Here is a 24,152-nt window from a genome sequence, read left to right on the forward strand (position 1 = left end):
CGCTTAGTCAAGGCTTCGTCACAGTCTTATCCACAGAAACTGTGCATAAAGTTCAATACGAGCGCAGCCGACTAGTCCATCGCGTCATTTGGAGTCTAGCCTCTTGTGTTTGACTGTCATGGCTTGCATTGAATCGCTAAGCGGCTGATGTTCTGATAAGCCGTTTTACGCTTTGAATCATCATGCAAGAACTCACGGATAAACCGCTCTTCGCAGCCCTGCAATACGCTAGAAGCCAAGATGAACAGGCCGGCCGTACAATCTTGGAACGTTTCCAAACCCGGCAACCGGTGTTTGCACCAAGTTCTATTTTTTCAGGTATGCCGGCTGTACCCGACTATGCCCTAAAGCATGGATGGTGCGAATGTCGGTGCCGCGTTGCAGCAAATTGCCAACGCATTCGGCATCCATTATTCTACTGTTAGCCGACTTATCAACGCCAAGCACAAATTGCAACATTGCAAGACCTGACCCTATGCCTCTCAAAGACAGGAGTAGATCCATGAGCAACCCACTAGATGATTTCAACCGGCGAATGACTTATGGCGACTCACTTGGCCCCGCAAAAAATGCTGCAGAGTCGGCAGCCCAATCGTTTATTGATATTCAAAAGCGTAACAGTTTTTCGGTCGGAGGAGGCAGCATTGACTTCGGCGCAAAGATCTCAACTGTCATTCTTGTTACAGGGATAGCCCTGTTCTACTTCGGAGTTTATTTAGTCGAAAACTTCCAGGAAGGACCCGCTATGATGGGAATCATTGCCTCCCTAATAGGTGGATTCGTGATACTGATTGGAGGGGGTGGTCTCGCTGTCGCGGGGATCAAAAATATTGGCAATGTCGCGAGCCTTCTGGGAACGAAGAACTTGCTGTTCGCGGCGGCGGCCGGATTCATAGCATATTGGATTTCCCCGGCAATCTGGTCACTATTTTGGATGATAGGATTACCAATGGTACCGGTTTGGCTAATCGCACTTATCGCCTATTGCTTACTGTTCATGATTATTCGGAGATTTTTCAGGTTTTTACAGATCTAGCTCAACGCAAATAACGTAAACATACCAGCCTAAGACTGTGTGGCGAATATGTCTAAAACCAACGGCCCAAACCATCATTCCAGCGAGCATCAAAAGCCGCGCCTAAATTTCAACGTCAGGCCGCCTGCATGTTAGATGGAGCAAGCGTATCAAGAAAAGTAATGCCATGAATCACAGTAAATACCTAGCAAATGTATTGTCGATAGCCCTTCTCTCGGTCTCCGCTTCTTCGGCAACGCATGCCGCCGACCCGCAACTTCCCCCCGAGGTTTACGGTAGGTATACGTCTGGTGGCGATTGCACCAAGCAGCCCCGCATCATCGTAGACAAGGCGGGAGTCCACCTCGATACAGCTGCTGGGCAGCGCACCTCGCTGCCGATTGCGGTAAGCTTCACAGCCATCGGCGGCATAAACTATGACGGCATCCAGATATGGGCGTGGGTCAAGCATGGTGGCAAGGACCGTTATGGCGATGACAATGCCCCAGTCATCCTGACGTTCAATGCTGGGGAGAAGCTCGGCGCTCTGAGCGCCGAACGTAGCGCGCCGGGCACTGAGCGCCCTGTAGCACTCGATGGTCCACTCACCAGTATCGTCCAGGCAGCCAGTTTCCATCTGTGCAGTGCGGACGGAAGGTAGGTACCCTCGCAGTGGCAGATGGGCTGCAACTCTATCTCCCTTGGATGGATCAGAGGTGCTTCATGCGAAACGTAATTTCCCCACTATCGAGCTGACGAAACTTGCTGCCTTCGACGACATTTCCCGGCTTCTTGCTGCCAATGTGGTCTAACCTTACGCTCAAGTTCGCTCCCTCCTGTCGCTGGGACGCGCCTACGGTGTCCCCTTAGCTCTACGTTAGACATCAGGAACGAACGGTGCAGATTCGACGATTCAAGCCAGGCGAAGAGGCCGCCCTCTTCGAGGTCCACTACTCAGCGATCCATCAGGTGGCCTCGCACGACTACTCTCTAGAGCAAATCGAGGCTTGGGCACCACCGGATTTGGATCCGGCACTTTGGGAGCGCCGCATAAGGGACATAAACCCGTATGTGGTGGAGTTGGACGGATGTGTGGTTGCCTATGCCGACCTACAGGCGAATGGATACATTGACCACTTCTTCGTGTCAGGCGCACACCCAGGCCGGGGACTGGGGTCCATGCTCATGACGCACATTCTTAAGGAGGCCCAATCGCTCGACCTTTTGGAGCTCACTTCCGATGTGAGTCGCACGGCCCAAGGGTTCTACGAGAGGTTTGGATTTCGGGTCGTCGAGCAACGCACGCCTGTACGCCGCGGGGTAGCGATTCCGAACGCCCTGATGCGGTTGGAGCTGAAAAGTGGTTGACGGGCAGGCTCTGCTAAGGTCTAACAAGACGTTCGACACGGACACGCGCCGACAGGGCGCCGCGAGACTTTCTGGTGAGCGTATGCCTCGCGGCGCCCTGCCGGTGCGTGCCGGTCAACTCCAACGTTGAATGTCAGTTCATCGGTTGCCTGCCGACATCGAGCGCAAACCTTCGAATGTCAACTAGGGGTCTAAACATCACTGTCAACCAAACATCCTGAATGGCCGCTTTTACATCAACCATTCATCATCCCACGTCGCCGAGATAATCCTTCTTACCGATTTCCAGCCCGTTATGCCGCAAAATGGCGTAGGTGGTGGTAACGTGAAAATAAACATTCGGCAGCACGAAGTCTGTCACGTAAGTCAAACCCGTAAAGGTCGATGTTCGATCATGCCGGGGTAGCAAAATGGTGTTGTCTTCGCTACCGTCGATTTGGCTGGCAGTAAACGAATTGATATGTGCCAGTGTTTTATCAACGCGTTCGATCAACTCAGGAAAAGAGTTTTCGACATCTTCAAATTTCGGCGGCTCTTGCCCCGCTAATCGGGAAACAGCGCCCTTGGCAACGTCGCTGGCAATCTGTACCTGGCGTTTCAATGGGTACATGTCCGGGAATAGTCTGGCGTTGACCAAGACCGACGGATCGATCTTCTTGGCTTCCGCGTAAAGTTCTGCCTTTTCCAGAATCGTTCGTAATTGCGTCAAGCTACGAACGATTGGCAGAACCGTGATGGCATGCATGGATAATGACATTTAAAGTCTCCTGAGCGAGTGAAGCAGAGAAACGCGCAGTTTATGCAAAAACGCGCGATCAATATTGTCGAATTTAATTTGGCTTAACTAATACGCCTTTCCTTTGTCGGTCGGGAAAAAATGGCAACAAACCAATGCTAACGGATTTCTCCTCCAAATCGGAGTCGCATCCCGCCACGTCCCTTCCGCTCATGATTTCACCTTGCGCTAAAGCAGCGGATTCGCCATGATTCACCGCTTAGCGCTTGCTGAGCCGGAAAATCCGACTTTAAGAATTCATCCGTTTTAAGAATCGGCGGATTCTTTTTTCAAAAGCCACAACACGCAACCTACAAAAACCCTGTACATTTAGCCGACACCCTGACTGTACAAACACAACGGATACGATCTACTTAGGAACCATGGCCGACAATCAAAATATCCTGCAATACGAATCCAAAATCTGGGCAACCGCCGATCTGTTGAGAGGTTGCGGCATCAAGGAATCCGAGTGGCCGTCTTTCATGATGCCATTCTTTGCCTTGGTTATGATCGAAAGCCGGCTGATTCGGATGCTGGACGACATGAAAGCCGAATATGGCGAAGACACCTTGGCGGAGATGGATCAGGACGATTTCATCGGCATGATTCGGGACAAGGGCCAAGGTTACAACGTCTATATCTTCGAGCGCCACAAAACCCTGAAAGACATTTGCGCCAACGACAAATCCTTTGATATTGATTTTGACGCCTATTTGCACGGCTTCGACGGCGAAACCAAAGACCTGCTGGGCGTGGATGCCAGCGAAGGCGAAAAGTTTCTGGATATTAAAGGCGTAATATCCAAGCTTAAAGCTAAGAAAACGGTACTTTTTGGCTACACCAAGGAATGGAGCGAGATCGATCTCAAGCCCTTCAACAACTCCGAAATCACCACGCTGGAAGAACACATCAAGCGCAAATGGGCGGACATTTCCGCCGAAACCGCCGGGGAGCAATACACCCCGGACGACGTGATTGCGTTGATTGCCGAGATTATTGCCTCCAAGATTCAGCCCTCCGAGAAACTGTTGAAGCTGTACGACTGCAGCTGCGGCGGCGGCAACATGTTGTTTGGCGTGGAAGACCGGATCAGTGAGAAGGTCCAGCGCCTGACGCAGACCTTCGGCCAGGACTGGAACGACGCGCTTTATGCCTTGGCCAAGATCGAAAGCCGGTTTCGGATCGATTCCAAAATCGAGCACGGCAACACCCTCACCGATGACAAATTCTATAACGAAGAATTCGACGTGGTGGTCGCCAATCCACCCTATGGCGTCAGCTGGAAAGGCTATCAAAAAGACATCCTCAACGACAAAACCGGCCGCTTCAAATTCATCCCGTCCATCTCCGACGGCCAATTGCTATTCATGCAGCACCTGATCGCCAAGCTTGATGCCACCGGCATGGGCGTAGTGGTTCACAACGGCTCGACCTTGTTTTCCGGCGATGCCGGTTCCGCCGAAAGCAATATCCGTAAATGGATGCTGGATACCGATGTGGTCGAAGCGATTATCCAGCTGCCGACCGATGAGTTTTTCAACACCGGCATTTATACCTATCTGTGGGTACTCAATAAAAACAAGGACGCCGCCCGCAAGGATAAAGTCATGCTGATTAACGCCAGCGAGAAATTCAAACCGCTGAAGAAAAGCAAAGGCTCCAAGCGCAAGGAAGTGGACGAACAAAGCCGCCTGGAAATCGTGGAAACACTGGCCACGTTTGTAGACAATGACTATGCCCGCGTGTTTGAAAAGGAATATTTCTATTTCAACAAACAGGCCATCCTGCTCACAAATATCGATAGCAACGGCAGAAGCTTTGAAGCGCAACTGGCGGACGGCAAAAAAAGCCTGAAACTAAAGCCGATCAAACTGGACAACGGCGAACGCTCAATCACCGATTTTGACATTACCACCTTCGACGCCGGGCAATTTATCTCTCTGGCAGACTATTTTGAAAACGACATCAAACCGTTTATCGCCGGGTTGGATTACAAGGAACAGCCTGTGGTCATCACCACGGCAAAAGCCCAATACCGCTTTGACAACGACAAGGAAACCCTGCTTAAAACCGAAAACGGCCAAACCGAAGAACTGGGCTGCGGCAAGATCGTGGTTAAAGCCAGCTTGAAAAACGCCAGTCGCAGCCAGTCGGAGCGCATCGAAATCACCGTCGAACTCACCCCGGACACCCAGAAAGATTACGAGATCATCCCGTTTCATAAACACGAAGTCGACAACCAACAGGCGATTGCCGCCTTCATGGCCAAATACATCAGCAAGCCGTTCGAGTATCTGGAAAACGTGGTCGGCGTGGAAATCAACTTCAACAAAGTGTTCTACCAGCCTGAAAAATTGCGGCCGGTCGGCGATATTCTGGCCGACATTGCCAAGCTGGATGAGCAAATCAAGGCGCTGGAAGAAGGGTTGGTTTTATGATCCAGCAGGTTTCCAAACGCTATGATGCCTATCGGGATAGTGAGATTGAGTGGTTGGGTGAGATTCCAAAGCATTGGGAGTTAAAAAGGCTAAAAGAAGTTGTAACTGGCGGATTATCTTATGGTGCAAATGAAAGTGCCGTAGATTCGAATCCGCTGCATCCTCGCTATATCAGGATTACAGATTTTTCTGATGATGAGACACTACGCGAAGAAACTTTTAAATCGTTAACACCAGATATAGCAAAGAATTACCTCTTGAAAGAAGGAGATATTTTATTAGCGAGAAGCGGCGCTACTGCAGGAAAAACGTTCCATTTTAAAAATTATTCAGGTCAAGCCTGTTATGCCGGATATTTAATTAAGGCTCGTCCAAAGCAATCAATACTATTATCCGATTTTATTAGCTATTTCACGAAGTCACATGCCTATAACAATTGGAGAAATTCAGTTGTAATTAAAGCAACGATAGAGAACATTAGCGCCGAAAAGTATGGTTTTTTTCTACTCATCCCAAGACCTTCCTTATCAGAACAACAAGCCATCACCGCTTATCTCGACGATAAAACCGCGCAAATTGACCAACAAATCGACCTGCTTTCCCAAAAGGCCAAGCACTATAGCGAACTGAAGCAAGCCCTGATTAACGAAACCGTCACGCGCGGGCTGGATAAAACCGTTCCCATGAAAGAAAGCGGGATTGAGTGGATTGGTGAAATTCCGGCGCATTGGAGAATAGAACGAATAAAAGAGACTTCCGTAATAAATAGAAAATCTCTTTCTGAGAAAACGCCTGATGACTATAAATTTGAATATGTCGATATAAGTGGCGTTACTTTTGGCCAACGAGGTTATTTAACCGAAAGTTTGATTTTTTCCGAGGCACCATCACGAGCAAGACGAATAGTAAAAAAAGGCGATACCTTAATATCTACGGTACGGACTTATTTGAAAGCCGTCGCTAATATCGAAAGTGACGTAAAAGATTTGATTGCTTCTACTGGGTTTGCTGTAATTACACCTAAAAACAAGGTTTATGAGAAATATCAGTCATACCTTCTGACGGCAGATTTTATAATTGATGAAATCTGTGCTCTTTCGACGGGTGTAAGCTATCCGGCGATCAATGCCTCTACAATTGGGAATTTGTTTTTTCTTCTTCCTCCATACACTGAACAAAAAGCCATCGCCGACTATCTCGACCAAAAAGCCTCGCAAATCGACGCGATTGTCGAAACCATCAACGCCCAAATCGATAACCTGAAAGCACTGCGCAAAACCCTGATTAACGATGTCGTGACCGGTAAAATCTGCATCCTTTAGGAGGACCTGACCATGAGCCAAACCGTACAAGCCGAAATACCCGATCAACTGTTCCAACAGGCGCAAACTCTGGTGCATCAGGGATGGGCCGGCAGTTTTCAGGAAATCGTCAACGATGCCCTGCGGCGTTATCTGGAATCCCATCAGGAAGCATTGACCGAAGCCTTGATTCAGGACGATGTGCAATGGGGCTTGCATGGGGATGACTAAAGCCGCGCTGGTCGTCGCCGACGCCGGGCCGTTGATTCATCTGGATGAATTGGCCGCCCTGGATGTGATCGGCGATTTCTCTGCCGTGATTGTTCCCGATGCGGTTTGGCGGGAAGTGCAACAACACCGGCCGCAGGCTTTATCACATCCCGCTGTAAAACTGCTCAGGCAGCCCATGCTGTCGGCCTCGGCGCAAGTCAATGCCGTCGCGGCTTTATATACCTTGCATCAGGGAGAACGCGAAGCGCTGGCTTTGTGTTTACAACAGCACATTACGCTGCTGCTGACGGATGACACTGCCGCCCGTTTGGCCGCCAAAAATCTCAATATCAACGCCCACGGCACCTTGGGTTTGCTGATCCGTGCCGTGCGCAAACAACATCGCAGCCCTGCCGAGGTGTTAGCGTTATTGGCCGCCATTCCGGCTCAATCCAGCTTGCACATACGCCCGAGTTTATTGAATGACGTGATCGCCCAAGTCAAAGCGGAATGGATGACCGACGATGAATGAATTACACCTGCAAGACCGATTTTTAGTGCCTTTTCTGCGCGATAGCCTGGGTTACCGGGAAGTCAAAGCCAACACCGTCACGCAGTCGCTGATTATCGAAGAAGACCTGCAAGCCTTTATTGCCGAAACTGAACTGAACCAAAAGCCTTATGAGGCCTTGCTGAAAAAATACGATGGCAACCAAAAACAGTTGTTAGCCGATTTGATCGAGCTGATCCAGGAACGCTGCGGCAGCAGCCGTAACAAGGCATTGTTCCTGAACGCCAATAAATCCGTGGCTTTGCAGGGTATCAAACTGCACTTGTTCTACACCGGCGACAGCGTGATTCATGACAACGCCTTGTTCGAGCAGAACATTTTTTCGGTGGTGCAGGAATTGCCTTATAAGTACCGCTATCAGGAGCAATTGATCTATTCCTTCCGGCCGGATTTGGCCTTCTTCGTCAACGGCATTTATTTGGGCTATAGCGAGCTGAAATCCAACTACACCAACCAGAACGCCAGCAAGAATGGCCGTGGCAAGGTGATCAAGGACTATTTCGAGGCGGTGAAAGCCTATTACACCCATGTGGACGCCAACGCCATGCTCAGCGAGAAGGACAAGGAAGCCATCCGCCGCGATTTTTTGAAAGTGTTTGAAAAAGCCATCCACATCAGCACCACCGATATTAAAGACACCTACGTGATTCGCAACATCTCGGATTTTTTCGAGGATATTCTGGAAACCTGCCGCCAAGGCAAGTTTGACCGCGAAGACTATGAAAAACGGGTGATGAAGGTGTTCAAGCCGTATCCCTTGGTTAATCCGGATGCCGACAAAAAGGACAAATTCAAGGAGCTGTTTACCGCCCATTACGGCAAACCCTTCATCGAGAAGGAAATTCTGTATTACAACTTCATCGAGCGGGATGTGTACGTCGTCAAGGGCGTCAAGCAGCTTAAAGACGAGAAAGGCCAGCTGATTTCGCCCCGGCCGAAACAGAAATTCGGCACCGATAAAATCATCGCCAAAATCGATGAGTTTCTGGAGCATGAAGGCGAGGACGATTACTTTATCGCCTTGCTGGAAAAGCAACTGGCCCAGGTGTCGCCGGCCAGACGTCAAGAGCTGATCGACAAGCGCAAAGCCTACGCCAACAACAAAAACGTCTATTCCTTGCTGATGCAATACGCGGCCGGCTTTGGCAAATCCAATATCATCGGCTGGACGGCGTTGCAGCTGAAGGACATGCGCCGTCATGGCGAGTATGTCTACGACAAGATCATGATTGTGGTGGATCGCTTGCAGTTGCGCAGCCAGATCGATTCGTTGATGTTGAATATGAACATCGACAATCGAATGTATATTGAGGCCCACAACAAGAAGACTTTTCAGGATGCATTAAAGTCAGACATGCGGATTGTGATCGTCAATCTGCAAAAGTTCGGCGCCGCCCGCGACATGCTGGACAAAGAGGTGTTGGACAAACTGGCCAAGCTGCGGATCGTGTTTCTGATCGATGAAATCCACCGCTCCAATAGCGGCGAGATGCACGAGGACATGGTGAATATCTTCGATGAATTGCAATCTGCGTTCGATCAGGACCGGGCTTATCAGGCCAAACGCGATAAAAAGAATCTGATTATCGGTTTCACCGCTACGCCGGACGATCATACGCTGGCCCGGTTTGGCGAATATAGCGGCTACGCCGAAAGTGAAAAGTTATGGGTGCCGTTTGATTCGTACACCATGAAAGAAGCCATCGAGGATGGCTTTATTCTCAATCCGCTGAAGAATATCGTGCCGGTGGCCTCGAAGATGTTGTTCGACGTGCCCAAAAACGAGCTGGAAGGCTTGGAAGCCAAGACGTACAAGGACGCGCAAAAGAAACAGATTTATGAAAACCGCGACCGCATCGACGCCATTGCTGAATACGTGGCCGATATGCTGGTCAAGGATGTGTACCGGCAGATACGCGGCACCGGTAAAGCCATGCTGGCCGTGCATTCCATCAAAGCGGCCATTGCCTATAAACAGGAAGTGACCAAGCATTTTAATCAGCGGATCAAGGAACCTAAATACCAGAAGTACGCGGACGCGCCGATTTATATCGTCTATTCCGATAATCAGGATGAGCAAAGCGCCAAGGGCTTGAATGGTGGTTTGTCGGAAGAAAAGGTGTTGGAGCAATTTTCGCTGAGAAAAAATGGCCTGATCATCGTGGTGGCCAAGCTGCAAACCGGCTTTGATGAACGGCGGCTGCATACCTTGTTTCTGGATAAGGAGATTCGCGGCATCAGTGCCATTCAAACCATTTCCCGCGTCAACCGCACCACCAAGTATAAAAACGACTGCAAGATCATCGATTTCTCTTACGAGAATGTGAATGTGCAGAACATCAAGGATGCTTTCGAGCATTTTTCCGATGTGGTGGTCAGTGATTTCGACCCGTTCAGCGATAAACGGGTTCTGGATATACTGTTCACCGAGCTGAAAAAATCCGAGGTGTATCAGAAGTTTTTTGATGTCTTCATGCAGATTTTCAAGGATGCCGACAAACGGGACGATCCGGAAAGCTATCTGGACCTTGAAAACAGTATCGAAAAATTCATCGATGCCAACCCGAAGCGAACGGCGGATACCAAGGCCAAAACGGCGCAGTATTTTACGATCCTGAACCGGATCGAGTACGTGATCGAGCTGGAACTGAAATTCAGCGTGCCGTCCTTTTTGCGCTTCTGGCGGCTATTCAATACCTTGTACAACCAGATGCACCGGACGGATGATGTCAAAGACCCGATCGAAGTCTATTTCGACAATCAGATCGGCATCATTGAAGTGGAAACACAGGAAACCGAAGCGAAGAAAAAAAAGCCAACCAAAGTGGCGGAAGGCACCGAATCTGGCGGCAGCTACCAATTCGATATTTTGAAGATCATCGAAGCTCGCAACGAGCAGGAAGCGATTGTCGGCGGCTTGATTAAAGAGTTCGAAGGTAAGATTCAGGAGCTATTCGAGTTTGTCCGCCAAGAAGACGAAGGCAAACGGCTGATGGTCAAGATTAAATCCCAGGTATCCGAAGATGAGATATACAGCGATTTTGCCAAGCTATACCGGCGCTTCAGAGCCTTACGAAAGAAGACGGTGGGCGATTATTTTTTCAAGGAAACCGAAGATTTGGTGGAAAAACTGTGCGATGATTTTGAAGTGAGCGTTAAGCTCAATGATGAGGGGATATGAAACATGTCGAAATTACCACACCTCCAAACTGTCCATAAGTCGATGTCGCTCTGGAAATAGCCAAACGCATTTTACAGTCATTCAGGTAGGCAATATGAAAACTATCCATCGATCAATTCAGGCTTTGAGCAACTTTTTAAAAGACCTGCCTGCAAACGAACGAATGATTACTGAAAACTCCCGTCCCAAAGTTCTTGAGCTACTGCAAGAATGTTGGCCACACCTAAGTGGCAGTGATGAACATAATACGCGTTCAGATAAAATTTACCGCGCAGAAAATTTACGCTGGATGCCGCCGATATTGTATTTTGAACTTGAGCGACATGGCGCTACAGTCAATGGGTCCAGCAGAGCCGATGTTCACCACTGGGAAATTGATGTAGATGATGGCACCGCTCAAGTCGTAAAGGAGGGACGTCGACAGCTTACAAAAATGGCACCTAGAATGGATGTCAGAGCAAAAGCGAAGGAGATTGCAGATGCTATCTTAAACGGGCGCGAACATCCTTCGTTCAACTGGGATAACAATCAAGAGTGGGTCGTGATTACGATTAGTGAAATTATCCCCAATCAACAGCATTGTGTTGACACAAATCCGCGCCGAGCCGATTAATGATATCCATCAATCAAGATGCTGTTCGTCAACTTATGGCATACCTGTTTCGTAGCTTTTATCCCATTGTATAATCGTCATTTCCATTATCCGAATTTAGAACTCAAATCAGTTCAGATGACCTGGGGGGCCACCCTAAAACGGGTAGCACCCAAAAAGTTACTCAAAATTGCTGTAACGTGCCGCTAGTCGAATTCAGGTTTAGGCATCTTCTTTCCATAACAGCGTAGTTAACTGATCCACCGTTAATGGCCGCGCAAACAGATACCCCTGCGCTTCTTGGCAGCCCAAGGTTTTGAGGAAACTGGCTTGCTGTTCGGTTTCCACGCCTTCGGCGATACAGCTGATTTTCAGGCTACGCGCCAGATTGATTACGGCATGCACGATGGCTTCGTCATCAGGATCTCCCGGCACGTCACGCACAAAGGATTGGTCGATTTTCAGTTTGTCTATCGCAAACCGCTTTAAATAACTCAAACTCGAATAACCGGTACCAAAATCATCGATGGAAAAGCGCACGCCCATCGCTTTGAGTTCCTGCATGACGGTTAGCACCTTGTCGGGATCGGTCACCAGGATCGATTCGGTCAGCTCCAGTTCCAGATACTGTGGCGGCAAACCGCTGTCCGCCAAACACGCCTTGATCAGGCCTAGCAGGTTATTACGGCTGAATTGTGCGTAAGACACGTTCACCGCCACCGTCAACGACCGCCCTTGATCCAGCCACTGTTTGGCTTGCAAGCAGGCTTGCCGCATCACGAAATGGCCCAAATCAACTATGAAACCGCTTTCTTCGGCTACGCCTATGAACTCGGCGGGCGCAACCGATCCCATGCTAGGGTGCTGCCAACGCAACAGGGCTTCTACGCCCTGAACTTCCAGAGTATCCAGCTGAAACTGCGGCTGGTAACACAGAAAAAATTGCCCTAGTCCCAACCCCTGGCGCATTTCAACTTCCAGTTGCATGCGGCGGGCAATCTGTCGATTCATCGCATCGGTGAAGAACTGGTAATTGTTACGTCCCCGCACTTTTGCCTGATACAACGCCGTATCGGCTTTTTTCAACAAGGTATCGAAATCCTGACCGTCATCCGGACAAATGCTGATGCCGATGCTACACGACAGATTGAAGGCGGTTTGTTCGATCTCAAAAGGCTGAGACAGGGTATCCAGTATTTTTTGCGAGATATCAACCATGTTCTCAGGACTGTTCACATCACTGAGCACAATCACAAATTCATCGCCACCGATTCGACTAACAGTATCCATGTCACGTAAGCAAAACGATAAGCGGCGCGCCGCTTCCAGCAACAATTGATCGCCGGCGGGATGCCCCAAGGTATCGTTGATGTTCTTGAAATGATCCAAGTCCAGATATAGCATGGCTGCCAGCCTATCCAAGCGCTGACTGCGGGCGCGAATCTGCTCGAAACGATCTCGCAGTAGAATGCGGTTGGGTAGACCGGTCAGTGGATCATGATGGGCCAAATGCTCGATTCGCTGTTGGGCTTGAATATAATCGGTGATGTCCATGAACACCCCGATATAACCGGTCAGTTGGCCCTGACTGTTTTTGACCGCGCTGATGCCCAACCATTGTGGATAGATAGCGCCATTCTTGCGTCGATTCCAGATTTCACCTTGCCAATAGCCGATATCCTTGATATCCCGCCACATCTGCAGGTAAAACGTTGCATCATGACGGCTGGATTTCAAAATGCGCGGTGATTGACCCATCACTTCGTCAGCCGAGTAGCCGGTTATGTCAGTAAATGCCTGATTGACCGATAAGATGCGGGTTTCCAGATCGGTGATCATCACCGCTTCCCGGCTGGAGCGGAATACCTGGGCATGCATTTCCAGCATTTGCTGCCCTCGATTACGCTGCAATAAAGCCCAGGTGTTATTGGCAAACATTTCCAGTACCGTGGCATCGCTCAGGTCATAAGGCGCGCTTTTATTGCCGACCCCCATGATCATTACCACCAGACCGGCCTCGATGACCGGCACACTCATATGACGCGACAGCTTGACATGCCCGTCCGGTAAACCGCGTTTTTCCACCAATGCCTGATAATCGTTGTGAATCACGGTCTGACGCCGCCTAAAGCAATCCGCCCATACACCGGCTCGCGATATAGGATAATGATTGTCGTATATTGCGTTGCAATAGCGCAGGGTATTGTTCGACCAGGCACCAAGCGTAAGCGTTTCCTGATCGAAATTGACGAAATGCACATAAGCGATGTCGCTTCCGGTCAGGCTCTCAGCCTGCTTTAATGCAAAATTTAGCAACTCTTGTTCGGACATGCTGTGGGACTGCGTAGTCAACAGCAACAACGCTTGGTTTCGTTTCGTCACCAGTTCGCGTTCCCGCTCGGTACGCAAGCGGTTACAAAACCAAACGATCAGCTCGGCCAAACCGTCGACAAACTGTTGTTCTTCTTTGAAAAACGGACCGTGATCGATTTCATCGTGCGGTTTGTCATAACCCACGATAATTTCCCCGGAAGGACCATTGTCCAAGACGATTTGGCCGTGCAGAGCTGACAGCATGCGATTGGCACCGGATGTTTGATAAGTCTCACCCTGTAATTCGATGCGTATCTGGGTGTCTTCTGGATACAACATACCGGGGGGGATCAAAGTCAGTAGCTCCGCAAAAAAGCCGGACTGTTCCTGACTCAAGCGCGCCAATCGCGAAACCGCATAAATGGCGCGCAATTCCTTGATGCGTTCGCGCAAGGCCAATGATTGTTGATGCAACAGCGCATCCCGTTCCAACAAGGCTTGTTCGGCTTGCTTGCGCCGGCCAATGTCCTCGATGATCGCCACACAATAGTCCAGGCTACTATCAACCTTCCTGACCGCATTGACCGCAATGTACGCATCCAGAATAGAGCCGTCCTGTCTTACGAATCGCTTGTCTATCTGGTATGAATCGAGGTCTTTATTCAGTAGTCGCTGAAACTGCTTCAGCTCGGATTCGACGTCGTCCGGATGCGTCATTTCCAGCCAAGTCATGCGAGACAAGGCCTGACGTGAATAGCCCAGCATCTCGCACAACTTGTCGTTGACTTCGATCCAACCTTTGTCTGGACTAAGCGACGCCATACCGACCGGCGACGAATCGAAGTAAGCCATGAAATGACGGCGGCTGGCATCCAGCGCACTGCGTTGGGCCACATTCTGAGTTTGGTCGATGATGGAGATCAGGATTTCATGAGCGTCCTGATCTTCGCCTTCCAACAAAGTCCCGTGCAAGTCGCCGATGAACACCAGCTTATCCGCCGTTTTCAAGCCAACCTGTGTGATCTGATCTTGACCTTCTTGCTGGGTGCGCTGGAAAAACTTCTGCAAGCGCGCATGATCCTGATTTTGTATCAGGCTCGGCAGAAAATGTGAACGCAAATGCTGTCGCCTGAGATTGAAGCGGCGTTCGGCTTCGCTATTGCACTCCCGAATCACCCCCATCAGATCGACCACCAGCACAGGCAAGGGCAAGTTATTAAAAAACTGGCTAAAGCGGCGCATGCTGAATTCCGTTTGCAGCTGGCTTTGCCTGAGTTCATCATTCTGGATTTCCAACTCGGCTTGGTAGATTTTCAGATCCTCCACCATATCCGATATATTTGCTTCGCCGCGTTGTACCGCCTGCAGGGCAAAATCGAAATCGCCGTCACGCAACGCCTTCAGCGCTCGTTGACGGTGCATTTGAGCATCCTTACTAACGGCCTGATTGTTATTGGGCTCATTCATGCGGTCGCCCGCCCTCCACCCATGCGGTGATATTCACATGACTGACCACCACGCCACCGGCCGGGTGGCGCACCGGCGCTACGTGCATCAGAAACCAACGCCGTTCCGAGGGGGAATGACAAGGATATTCGATAGAAAAATGCTGCCTGTCGCCGTTCAACACATGGTGAATCCCCTGCAGCACCTGCTGCACCACTTCGGCGTCAGAGCCGTCCTGAATCCGGCAGACCTCCAGGTAATTACAGCCTGGCCCGCTGTGCGCCATGCCACGATCACCATTGCGCTCGGCAAATTCTCGCCAGGCCTGGTTGACCTGAACGATGCGGCCCAGATTGTCCAGTACAGCGATGTGTTCGGGCAGCGAATCCAGAATGCCCTGCAACCGCTGCATATCCTTCAAATTGGTGATGTCGAATAAGGTCACCACCGCCCCGGAAATGTTGCGGGGCTGATCGATATAAGGCAAGGAACGCACCAAATACCAATGATGATCCCAGGTTTTGACCTCCCGTTCGCAGACCTGTGCGGTCTCCATCACCCGGTGCAGATCAGCCAGAAACTCCGGATATTCCATTTGATGGGTGAAATCGTCGATCGGGCGGCCAATATCGCCTTCCCGAATCCGAAAAATCTTGCTGGCTTCCGGCGTAAAGCGGGTGAGTTTGAGATTGCTATCCACGAATACCGTGGGAATCAGCGCTGCCTTGGTCATGTTGTCCAAATCAGCATTCAGACGGTTAAGGATTTCTATCTTTTCCTGATTCTCGGAATTGACCGTGTACAACTCTTCATTGACCGATTGCAATTCCTCGTTGGTGCTCTGTAATTCTTCATTGGATGCCATCAACTCTTCATTGGTGGCCTGCAACTCTTCATTGGAAGTTTCCAGCTCTTCAATGGTGGCCTGCAAACTGTCCCGAGTAGCCGACAAGTCGCGTTCGAGCGAATTTATCCGCTCATTGGTCACCGCGCTGACGTCGATGGGTTCCGGATCAATCATCTGCAAATCGTTGGGCTGCGCTTCGAACACCATCAAAAAATGCAGATCGGCGCCCACTTCCGGAATCACAGGATAAACCACCACCCGCACCAGTTCGGAGCCACCCCGCCCAGGGTCAAACATTTGCGGCTCCGAACGTAACGGCGTATTGTCCTTGCTCACCTTGTGCAACAGGGCAATGCCGACCGGCGCCAGCTTGCCGACCAACAGCTTGGACACTTCCAAGCTGGCGCTGCCTTCCGCGATGCGCATGTAGCGCTGGGCATCCCCATAGACATGCACCAGCTCGCGCTCTTCATTAATCAGCAGGGCCGGCGGCGCATAGTGTTTTATCAACTGGTTCATGCCACTCTCGATGGTGGCCGCCTCGCTGGTCCAACTGCGCTCCCGCCTGATCTGACTGATACGCAAGCGACTTTCATTGCGTTTGCCAGTGTCTTTAAAATCCAGCGGCAAAGACACCGGGCGCAATAGCCGGTAAATCTTGTGCTTGGCGTTAATGACTGCAAATTCCTTGTGCAACGCGCCTAGCGATTCACTGGAACCCAGAAATAGAAAGCCGTTGTGTGTCAGGGCATACTGAAACCGCAACAAGGCCTTTTCCTGCGCAACGGTTTCGAAGTAAATCAGAGTATTGCGGCAAGTGACCAAGTTCATGCGGGTAAACGGCGGGTCTTCCAGCACATTGTGCCGGGCGAACACGATATGCTGCCGAATGTCGTTCTTGACTACGAACTGGTTCCCGCTGCGAGTGAAAAAACGCTCCAGACGTTCGGGGGACAACTCATTAACGATACCTTCGGAATATACCCCGGCGCTTGCGAAATCAATGTGGGTCTGCTCTACATCGGTTGCAAAAATTTTAAGCTGTGGCCAGCGTTTGAAACGTTCACAGACTTCGGCAAACATCATGGCCAGCGAATAGGCTTCCTCGCCGGTGGAACAACCGGCCACCCAGACCCTGATCGGTTGGGCATCTTTATGTTCCTGCACCAAGGTATCGACGACCGCCTGCTCCAGCGTCTGGAAACTTTCCGGATCGCGAAAAAAATTGGTCACCGGAATCAGGGTATCGCGTTTTAGTGTAAGTACTTCAGCACGATCGCTTTCCAACAGACCAAGATAGTTGCCCAGATCGCGCACGTGCCTGACCTGCATCCGCCGCTCAATGCGGCGCATCACCGTCGTAGGTTTGTATTCCTTGAAGTTGATGCCGCCTTCCTGATAGAGCAAACGGAAGATGCCTTCCATCGGATTGTCGTATCCGGTGGTTTTATCTTTCGTGACTTTGACTTGCGGCGGATGGATATTTTTGACGTGAGCCGCCACCCGGGCTGCCAGTACTTCCGGCGGCAACACTTCATCGACCAAACCGGTCGCCATTACACTGCGCGGCATGCCGTCGAATTTGGCCGTTTCCGGATCCTGTGCCAAGAGAAAACCGCCTGCATCGTTGATGGCTACGGCACCGCGTGTACCATCCGAACCCGTGCCGGACAAAATCACACCGACACATCGATTGAGAAATTCCTTGGCCAGCGAATTGAAAAACAAATCAATGGGTAAACTGAGTGTATGCGGACTTTTCGGTACCAGGCGAAGATGGCAACCCGCCATGGTCATGTTCTTGCCCGGTGGAATCAGGTAGACATGATTGGCCTGCACAGACAAGCCGTTTTCCGCCATCAACACCGGCATGGTGGTATGGCGGGACAGTAAGTTGTCCATCATGCTCTTGTGGTCTGGGGACAGATGTTGAATCACCACAATGGCAGCGCCAATATCGACAGGCAATTCGTCAAAGAAGCGTTCAAGCGCATCGAGACCGCCAGCCGAGGCGCCTATGGCCACGACATAGCCTTTGAAATCTTCTTTAATCGCCGCTTTTTTTACAGCCTTGGCAGGCTTTTGGGGTGCGGTTGATGACTGGACCGCCTTCTGATCATCTGAGTTTCGCGCCATGATGCGAAGAAACCTATTGTGTTAGTAATTAAGAAAAATCGATGGGCAATCACCTGAATTGAGCTGATATCCCCATCAGAAGGTTTTTTTCATTTTTCCTGCACTGCACACATTATAGTATCAATGACATTGAATCGCCCCGGGAATCTCGGAGGCCATAGGTTGTGAGTCACGCTGCCATGACGGACTCGGGAAGTTGCCGATAATAGTTAGCCTCCGCTTCGGCTGGTGGGATATTACCAATCGATCCCAACAGCCGTCGATGATTAAACCAATCCACCCAAGTCAATGTAGCGAGTTCAACGGCTTCGCGGCTCTTCCAGGATTGCTTGTGAATCAGTTCGGTTTTGTACAAACCATTAATAGTTTCAGCCAAGGCATTGTCATAAGAGTCACCCACACTGCCTACCGAAGCTTCAACGCCGGCCTCGGCTAAACGCTCGGTATAGCGGATCGAAACGTACTGCACGCCTCGATCGCTATGGTGAATCAAGCCGCCATCGCGCTGGGGTTGCCGGTCATGAAGCGCCTGCTCCAGTGCGTCCAGCACAAAGTCGGTATGCGCCGATGACGATACCTTCCAACCGACGATGTAGCGGGCAAACACATCGATCACGAAGGCCACGTAAACGAAGCCCTGCCAGGTTTTGACATAGGTGAAGTCCGCCACCCACAAGGCATTCGGTCGTACGGCGCTGAACTGCCGATTCACCCGATCCAGAGGACACTCCGCGTTGGCATCGCTGAAGGTGGTCTTGATGGTTTTGCCACGCCTGACGCCTTTCAGCTCCAGGCTTCGCATGAGGCGTTCCACCGTACAACGGGCCACGGTTAAGCCCTCGCGTTTCAATTGAATCCAGACTTTACGCGCGCCGTAATTTTGGAAGCTATCATTCCAAACTCGACGAATTTGCTGACTGAGGGCCTCGTCCTGCTTGGCGCGATGCGACCGCAACTCAGGATTGGCTTTGCGCGCCGCATGCAGGTAATACGTCGATGGGGCAATCGGCAGAACTTTGCAGATTGGCTCGACCCCATAGCCATCGCGATGCTCGTCGATGAACGCTTTCATGGCTTGAACCGGCGGTCGAGCTCCGCCTGCGCAAAATACGCCGAGGCCTTACGCAGGATCTCGTTGGCCTGGCGTAACTCCCGGACTTCCCGCTCCAGCGCCTTGATGCGTTCCGCGCCATTGCCGGACACTTCTATGCTCGAGCTAGTGATCGGTTGTGTTTGCCTCAGCCAGCGACGTAACGTCTCCGCCGTGCAGCCAAACTTGGCCGAAATTGATTGGATAGCGGCCCATTCCGACGGGTATTCATCTTGATGCTCTCGCACCATGCGAACCGCTCGTTCTCGAATTTCCGATGAATAATGCTTGCTCGTTTTCTCGTTCATTGCTCCATTCTCTCAAAGGTTGGAGCCTCCGAGGAAACCAGGGCGATTCACATGCTTACCTTCTGGAATGCATGTTGGCAATCCTGACAAATACCATATACAACATCCAGACAACCTGTTTTTTGACTTAAAGCAATCTCATCCGCTTCCAACCAGTTTTCTTTGACCCGGAGGCGATTGCAATTGCTGCAGCGCACTAGGGTTTGTTTGGTGCGCTCTTTTGCACAGCGAGCAGACAAACCTCTGACACGCGGCTCCTTGTTGATGCAGATTGTGCTCACTCGCAAAAAACCGACGTTATCAGGTTGCAGGCTCATCCGCATGAAACGTCTTTCAAAAGGGGCATCACAACGAAAATCGATACTAATGGTTTGCCCGGCTATGCGAACTTTGTCGAATAAATCCAGCCAGTACTGTTTAGTCACCTTACCACTAATGAAATCAAGCAATGGCTTACCAAGCACTTCACTTTTGAAAACCCCAACGCCGTCATTCTGGCCAGCAAATTCATCCCAGACGCCCTCTATGCTAATGATCAAATTATCCTGATCCAGCACGTATGTTAGGGTATCGCTTAATTGGTCGCGGCCAGACTCTGACAGGATCGCTTTTGAATGATTTAATCTGCGCCCGTTTTTCTTGATTTGGGATAAATGCATAATTGCCTGACAAAAAGCACAATGGTAATTAGAGTAGATAAGACTTGTTGCTGCAAATAAACGAGTTAAAATAAAGAGTTATAACTAGATCTGGTGTAGGGCCCAACTTGAAGAGAGGAGGCGTCCTCTGCTGAAATGAGATTGTCGAGATCGAATAACAGCAAACACGAGAAACGCCATGAACAAAGATAACGCAAAAGACAGGGAATGTGCAGGTTCTATTAAGGATGCCTTGACTGATTTATTGAGGAGTGGAGCCCGCGCTTTAATTCAACAGGCCGTTGAAGCGGAGCTCCAAGCCTTTATGAACAACTACCGGAATGTCACTGACTTGCAAGGCCGCCAGACGGTGGTTCGCAATGGGTATTTACCTGAACGAGACATCGTCACAGGCGTCGGGAACGTAGTCGTCAAAATTCCCAAGGAGGGTGTCCTGAATTTTGTGTAAACGAGTTTGGGTTAGTCGCTTGGCATCCGTTCTTCGAACTGTATGCTAACAGGCTGGTGAAAAACCCACTGATATTTCCCCTTACCCACGGTTTCCGTGATTTTTTCGTGTTGAAATCGGTCATGACATCGAGTTTCAACCGTTTTGCCCCTGTTTCAAGGGCTTTTTATTCGCCTGAAGCCGTCTGTGGACGGTTTTCAGGCGCACTTCGCCCTAGGTGGGCGCACTCCACGCCGGTTTCGGCGTGAACACCAATAGGTTGAGCAAGCGCGTCAGGTTGTAGGCGGCAAAGCAAAACAAGGCCTGACCTGCGACTTTGGCTAAGCCGATGTGGCGGGTTTTACGCAGGCCCCCGACGGTCTTGATCCAGCCGAAGGCTTCTTCGACGATTTTGCGGCGCTTGAGGCTTTGAGCGTACGCTTTGCCGCGCGCGGTGCGGCCATCGACGGCACTGCCGGTCTTTTTGCGAGCAACATGGGCTTTGATGTCTTGCGTCTTGAGTTTGTTGACGAACGCCGGTTGGTCATAGCCTTTGTCGGCACCGACGCTGCCGCCTTTGGGAACACGGCGTTTGATCATTGTTTGCGCGGCTTCGATTTCAGCGGTGCCGGTGGCTTGGGTGGTTTCGACATCGACAATCAGGCCGTTACGATTCTCGGATAGGGCATGGGTGATGTAACGCAGTTTGGCCTCGGTGTATTCGCCTTTCTTGTAAAGCCGCGCTTCGGGGTCTGTCGTGCTCTGATGCGTGGCATTGCTGCGCTTTTCGCCGCTGAAGTCGACCTCGGGATTGCGGCCGGCGGGTTTATCAGGACCGCTGCCGTCTTTCTTCACGAAGCTTTTGTGCGAGGCCCAGGCTTCGATCAGGCTGCCGTCGACACTGAAGTGTTCGTCGGACACCAGGTTTTGCCATTCGGCAATGGCCAAGACCCGCTCAAAAAACTCGCGACTCAGTGCTTCGGACAGCAGGCGCTCGCGGTTGGCGCTGAACACGCTGCGTTCCCAGACAGCATCGTCGATACCCAAACCGACAAACCAGCGAAACAGCAGGTTGTAGTCCAGCTGTTCCATCAACTGGCGTTCGCTACGAACGGTGTACAGCACTTGCAATAGCAAGGCGCGCAGCAGTTTTTCGGGCGCAATCGACGGGCGGCCAGTATGGGAGTAGCATTCGGCAAAGACCGCATCCATAGAGGCCAATACGCCATCGACGAGTAGCCGTAAACGACGCAACGGATGCTGTTTGGGAATACGGTCTTCCAGGCTAACGTAGCTGAACCAGCTATTTTGAATGGCATCGTGTCCGCGCATGGGGGGCTTCTCCAATTTAGATGCGCTATTTTACTTGTTTGCTGAGGCTATGCGCCTTGATGACTGCAGCTTTGGGAGTTTTTCACCAGCCTGCTAAACCGATTTAAAGCGGCTTTCCAGTCATGCAATGGCAGGGTCCATTTTTTACTGATACTCATCAGTGCCAGATAAAACAGTTTCGATAATGCTTCGTCATTGGGGAACGAGCCGCGATTCTTGGTGATTTTCCTAAGGCTCATGTTAAACGACTCGATGGCATTGGTACCCAAAGATACTGTTATCCGAGTCAAGCCAAATGCACAGCCGAATCGAAAGGTTTAGCGGATTTCAGAACACCGAACGCCACATGAATCAATTTACGCATCATGGCACCGATGATGAGCTTATTGGGCTTACCGGCGCTGGCTAATCGGCTTCTGAATTGTTTGCCCCAGGCCGTTTTGTAGAGTGTCACCATGGCCGACATATACATCGCCTTACGCAAGAATGCATGGCCGACTTTGGAAAGCCTGGGTTTGCCCTTGATGCTACTGCCCGATTCGTATTGTCGGGGATCGAGTCCGGCAAAGGCGGCAGCCTGCCGGCTATTGGCGAAGCGCGAGGTGTCGGCGTAGAACGCCAGAATGATGGCGCTGGTGCGCTCACCAATGCCTGGAATACTGTCGAGCAGTTCGCGCTGTTGCTTGAGATCAGGATGGTGATCGATATGATCGTTGATGGTATTGATCAATTGCCGAATAGCACTATCCAGCCAATTCAGATGTTGCTGAATGTCCTCGCGCACGGCTTCCCGTGCCACCAGCAAGCGGTTGCTTTCCTGAGTGCGCATGGTTTGTAAGGCGTCCAGGCGTAACACCAAAGCACGTAGCGTGACTTCCGCCTCGCAACGGGGCTGCCAAGCAGGTGGTTGGCGCTCGGCACAGAAATCGGCGATGAGTTTGGCGTCGATGGTGTCGGTTTTGCTGCGGGTGAGCCGTGAAGCACCATAGGCTTTGATTTGTGCCGGATTGACGACGCTGACGGTTAAACCGGCGAAGTTGCCAATGCAGGTGACTGGATCACGACGCATAAATCGACTTATTCAGAGGCTGGTTTAGCTCAAAGCAAGCTTTGGCCAAAAGGCACGTTGTGCATCACCATTGCCGCCAATATTGCCAAAGCAGCGATTTTGGAATTCGATGCTTGTTTCCCGGATAGTGTTGTTGGCTTTACGCCGTTTGAGGGTATCTCAAGCGAATACGTGCTGTATTGCATCAGGTTTTATCAGGAATATTTCGAGCATAGGGCACCGAAAGCGGCGCAGATGAATATCAACCTGGAAACGCTAAGAACGTTGCGAGTCCCCAAGCCGCCCGAATCACTGCAACTTGAGTTCGCCGATTTTGTTAAACAGGTGCGTTTACTGAGTCAAGCAACGACTGAGCAATTCGAAAAGCATAATGAATTGCTGAACGAACTTAAAATTGCTGCATTTTCCGGTGAATTGACCGCCGGCTGGCGAGAAACAAATAGGGATGAAATTGTCGCCGCTGTAGCGGAAAGGGATGAGTTACTAAATAAAAAGTCTACCAAGCCATTCAAGGCAGACGAACTCGATAATCAAACCCAACCGGTAACATCAAAATCAGTCAGGGCAAAAACTCGTGACGCCGCTCCAGATCAACTCCGAAAACTGAACGAACAAGGGCGACCCGCTCGCCATTGGCTCCTCAACGAACTCAGTGAATTTCAAGGTGCAATTTGGACCATGTTGCGTCACGAATGGCCTCAAAAACTGGTCATCGTCGACGATCCCGAAGCGTTTAACGACTTCTGCACCGATCCGCAAACCACTTGGCCGATTGAACATTTCAACGCCTCGCCCAACCGTATTCGCCGCACGCTGGAACAACTGGCGGCCTTGGGCTTGATCGCCAAAGTCAGCGTACCGCGCCAGAATGCGGCGACACAACAAACCGAGTACTTAACTGCCTTCCGCCCGCTACGCAACGACGAGAACAGCCGCTTGAGCGACGCGGCGGTGTTGATAAACGCGCTAAATGGCGATGGGCCATTGGCCGGTCATTTAGCGGAGTAAGCGGGCTTAAGACATGGCAATAAAGCGCTTCCCGGAACATGGATTGTTCCGAATCACAAGATT

General features: G+C 50.8%; 18 protein-coding genes, 2 pseudogenes and 1 other annotated feature. Of the genes and pseudogenes, 12 read left to right on the top strand and 8 right to left on the bottom strand.

Translation table 11 applies throughout. The features are described from left to right. Positions 1-502 precede the first annotated feature (502 nt). From MKFW12EY_RS12420 to MKFW12EY_RS12430, 3 genes are all read left to right on the top strand, one after another. Positions 503-1,036 carry a hypothetical protein gene (locus MKFW12EY_RS12420; protein ID WP_157198135.1) on the top strand — a complete coding sequence of 178 codons (534 nt, stop codon included), beginning with the start codon at positions 503-505 and terminating at the stop codon, positions 1,034-1,036. A gap of 166 nt (positions 1,037-1,202) precedes the next feature. Next, on the top strand, positions 1,203-1,676 hold the full coding sequence (locus MKFW12EY_RS12425; protein WP_054762405.1) for a hypothetical protein: 474 nt from the start codon (positions 1,203-1,205) through the stop codon (positions 1,674-1,676). Positions 1,677-1,912: 236 nt separating this feature from the next. After that, on the top strand, positions 1,913-2,383 hold the full coding sequence (locus tag MKFW12EY_RS12430; protein ID WP_221053099.1) for a GNAT family N-acetyltransferase: 471 nt from the start codon (positions 1,913-1,915) through the stop codon (positions 2,381-2,383). Positions 2,384-2,630: 247 nt separating this feature from the next. Here MKFW12EY_RS12430 and MKFW12EY_RS12435 read toward each other — a convergent pair whose 3' ends face one another. Then, positions 2,631-3,140 (bottom strand): DUF1993 domain-containing protein, encoded by a 510-nt coding sequence (locus MKFW12EY_RS12435; RefSeq protein ID WP_054762406.1) that lies wholly within the window; start codon positions 3,138-3,140, stop codon positions 2,631-2,633. Positions 3,141-3,541: 401 nt separating this feature from the next. Between MKFW12EY_RS12435 and MKFW12EY_RS12440 the strand changes: the two genes are divergently transcribed. The 6 genes from MKFW12EY_RS12440 (at position 3,542) to MKFW12EY_RS12465 (ending at position 11,475) form a co-directional block, all read left to right on the top strand. Further along, positions 3,542-5,599, top strand: coding sequence for an HsdM family class I SAM-dependent methyltransferase (locus MKFW12EY_RS12440; protein ID WP_221053100.1), 2,058 nt, complete (start codon positions 3,542-3,544; stop codon positions 5,597-5,599). Further along, positions 5,596-6,921 carry a restriction endonuclease subunit S gene (locus MKFW12EY_RS12445; protein ID WP_172680310.1) on the top strand — a complete coding sequence of 442 codons (1,326 nt, stop codon included), beginning with the start codon at positions 5,596-5,598 and terminating at the stop codon, positions 6,919-6,921. The genes MKFW12EY_RS12440 and MKFW12EY_RS12445 overlap by 4 nt, the downstream gene beginning before the upstream one ends. 12 nt (positions 6,922-6,933) lie before the next feature. Continuing rightward, positions 6,934-7,131, top strand: coding sequence for a ribbon-helix-helix domain-containing protein (locus tag MKFW12EY_RS12450; RefSeq protein WP_054762424.1), 198 nt, complete (start codon positions 6,934-6,936; stop codon positions 7,129-7,131). Further along, a complete protein-coding gene (locus MKFW12EY_RS12455; RefSeq protein ID WP_054762411.1) occupies positions 7,118-7,642 on the top strand; it encodes a PIN domain-containing protein in 525 nt (174 codons plus the stop codon). The genes MKFW12EY_RS12450 and MKFW12EY_RS12455 overlap by 14 nt, the downstream gene beginning before the upstream one ends. After that, on the top strand, positions 7,635-10,862 hold the full coding sequence (locus tag MKFW12EY_RS12460; RefSeq protein WP_054762412.1) for a DEAD/DEAH box helicase family protein: 3,228 nt from the start codon (positions 7,635-7,637) through the stop codon (positions 10,860-10,862). Before MKFW12EY_RS12455 ends, MKFW12EY_RS12460 begins: the two co-directional genes overlap by 8 nt. Positions 10,863-10,956: 94 nt before the next feature. Continuing rightward, on the top strand, positions 10,957-11,475 hold the full coding sequence (locus MKFW12EY_RS12465) for a hypothetical protein (protein WP_157199429.1): 519 nt from the start codon (positions 10,957-10,959) through the stop codon (positions 11,473-11,475). 201 nt (positions 11,476-11,676) lie between these two features. Here the strand turns inward: MKFW12EY_RS12465 and MKFW12EY_RS12470 are convergent, their stop codons facing one another. After that, entirely contained in the window at positions 11,677-15,189 is a 3,513-nt protein-coding gene (locus MKFW12EY_RS12470; protein ID WP_221053101.1) for a bifunctional diguanylate cyclase/phosphodiesterase, read from the bottom strand. A gap of 37 nt (positions 15,190-15,226) precedes the next feature. Continuing rightward, complete coding sequence (locus MKFW12EY_RS12475; RefSeq protein WP_245006517.1) at positions 15,227-18,028, bottom strand: CheR family methyltransferase; 2,802 nt, start codon at positions 18,026-18,028, stop codon at positions 15,227-15,229. On the opposite strand from MKFW12EY_RS12475, the gene MKFW12EY_RS23055 reads away from it, so the two are divergent. Beyond that, positions 17,987-18,157 carry a hypothetical protein gene (locus MKFW12EY_RS23055; protein WP_245006527.1) on the top strand — a complete coding sequence of 57 codons (171 nt, stop codon included), beginning with the start codon at positions 17,987-17,989 and terminating at the stop codon, positions 18,155-18,157. The genes MKFW12EY_RS12475 and MKFW12EY_RS23055 overlap by 42 nt on opposite strands. A gap of 208 nt (positions 18,158-18,365) precedes the next feature. On the opposite strand, the gene MKFW12EY_RS12480 is transcribed toward MKFW12EY_RS23055, so the two are convergent. Together MKFW12EY_RS12480 and MKFW12EY_RS12485 are read right to left on the bottom strand one after the other, a co-directional pair. After that, positions 18,366-19,594, bottom strand: a protein-coding gene (locus tag MKFW12EY_RS12480; protein WP_245006282.1) for an IS3 family transposase whose coding sequence is annotated in 2 segments (ribosomal slippage) — positions 18,366-19,303 and positions 19,303-19,594 — 1,230 coding nt in all. Because the reading frame shifts where the segments join, the coding sequence is not laid out codon by codon here. Next, positions 19,194-19,310: a sequence feature (AL1L pseudoknot), on the bottom strand. Its footprint overlaps the gene before it by 117 nt. A gap of 47 nt (positions 19,595-19,641) precedes the next feature. Further along, the gene (locus tag MKFW12EY_RS12485; RefSeq protein ID WP_054763849.1) at positions 19,642-20,253 is read right to left on the bottom strand and encodes a hypothetical protein; all 612 of its coding nucleotides are present in this window, start codon (positions 20,251-20,253) and stop codon (positions 19,642-19,644) included. A gap of 178 nt (positions 20,254-20,431) precedes the next feature. On the opposite strand from MKFW12EY_RS12485, the pseudogene MKFW12EY_RS12490 reads away from it, so the two are divergent. Continuing rightward, a pseudogene (locus tag MKFW12EY_RS12490) lies at positions 20,432-20,677 on the top strand (transposase); the annotation flags it as partial. A gap of 237 nt (positions 20,678-20,914) precedes the next feature. On the opposite strand, the gene MKFW12EY_RS12495 reads toward MKFW12EY_RS12490, so the two are convergent. From MKFW12EY_RS12495 to MKFW12EY_RS12505, 3 genes and pseudogenes are all read right to left on the bottom strand, one after another. Next, positions 20,915-22,012, bottom strand: a complete 1,098-nt coding sequence (locus MKFW12EY_RS12495) for an IS5 family transposase (RefSeq protein WP_221053058.1) — start codon at positions 22,010-22,012, stop codon at positions 20,915-20,917. Positions 22,013-22,059: 47 nt separating this feature from the next. Continuing rightward, a pseudogene (locus MKFW12EY_RS12500) lies at positions 22,060-22,275 on the bottom strand (transposase); the annotation flags it as partial. Positions 22,276-22,298: 23 nt separating this feature from the next. Beyond that, complete coding sequence (locus MKFW12EY_RS12505) at positions 22,299-23,081, bottom strand: IS110 family RNA-guided transposase (protein ID WP_245006298.1); 783 nt, start codon at positions 23,079-23,081, stop codon at positions 22,299-22,301. On the opposite strand from MKFW12EY_RS12505, the gene MKFW12EY_RS12510 reads away from it, so the two are divergent. Continuing rightward, on the top strand, positions 23,070-24,089 hold the full coding sequence (locus MKFW12EY_RS12510; RefSeq protein ID WP_221054605.1) for a restriction endonuclease subunit S: 1,020 nt from the start codon (positions 23,070-23,072) through the stop codon (positions 24,087-24,089). The two genes, MKFW12EY_RS12505 and MKFW12EY_RS12510, sit on opposite strands and share 12 nt — an antisense overlap. Positions 24,090-24,152: the final 63 nt, after the last annotated feature.

The sequence above is a fragment of the Methylomonas koyamae genome (genome assembly GCF_019669905.1).
Lineage (GTDB): Bacteria > Pseudomonadota > Gammaproteobacteria > Methylococcales > Methylomonadaceae > Methylomonas > Methylomonas koyamae.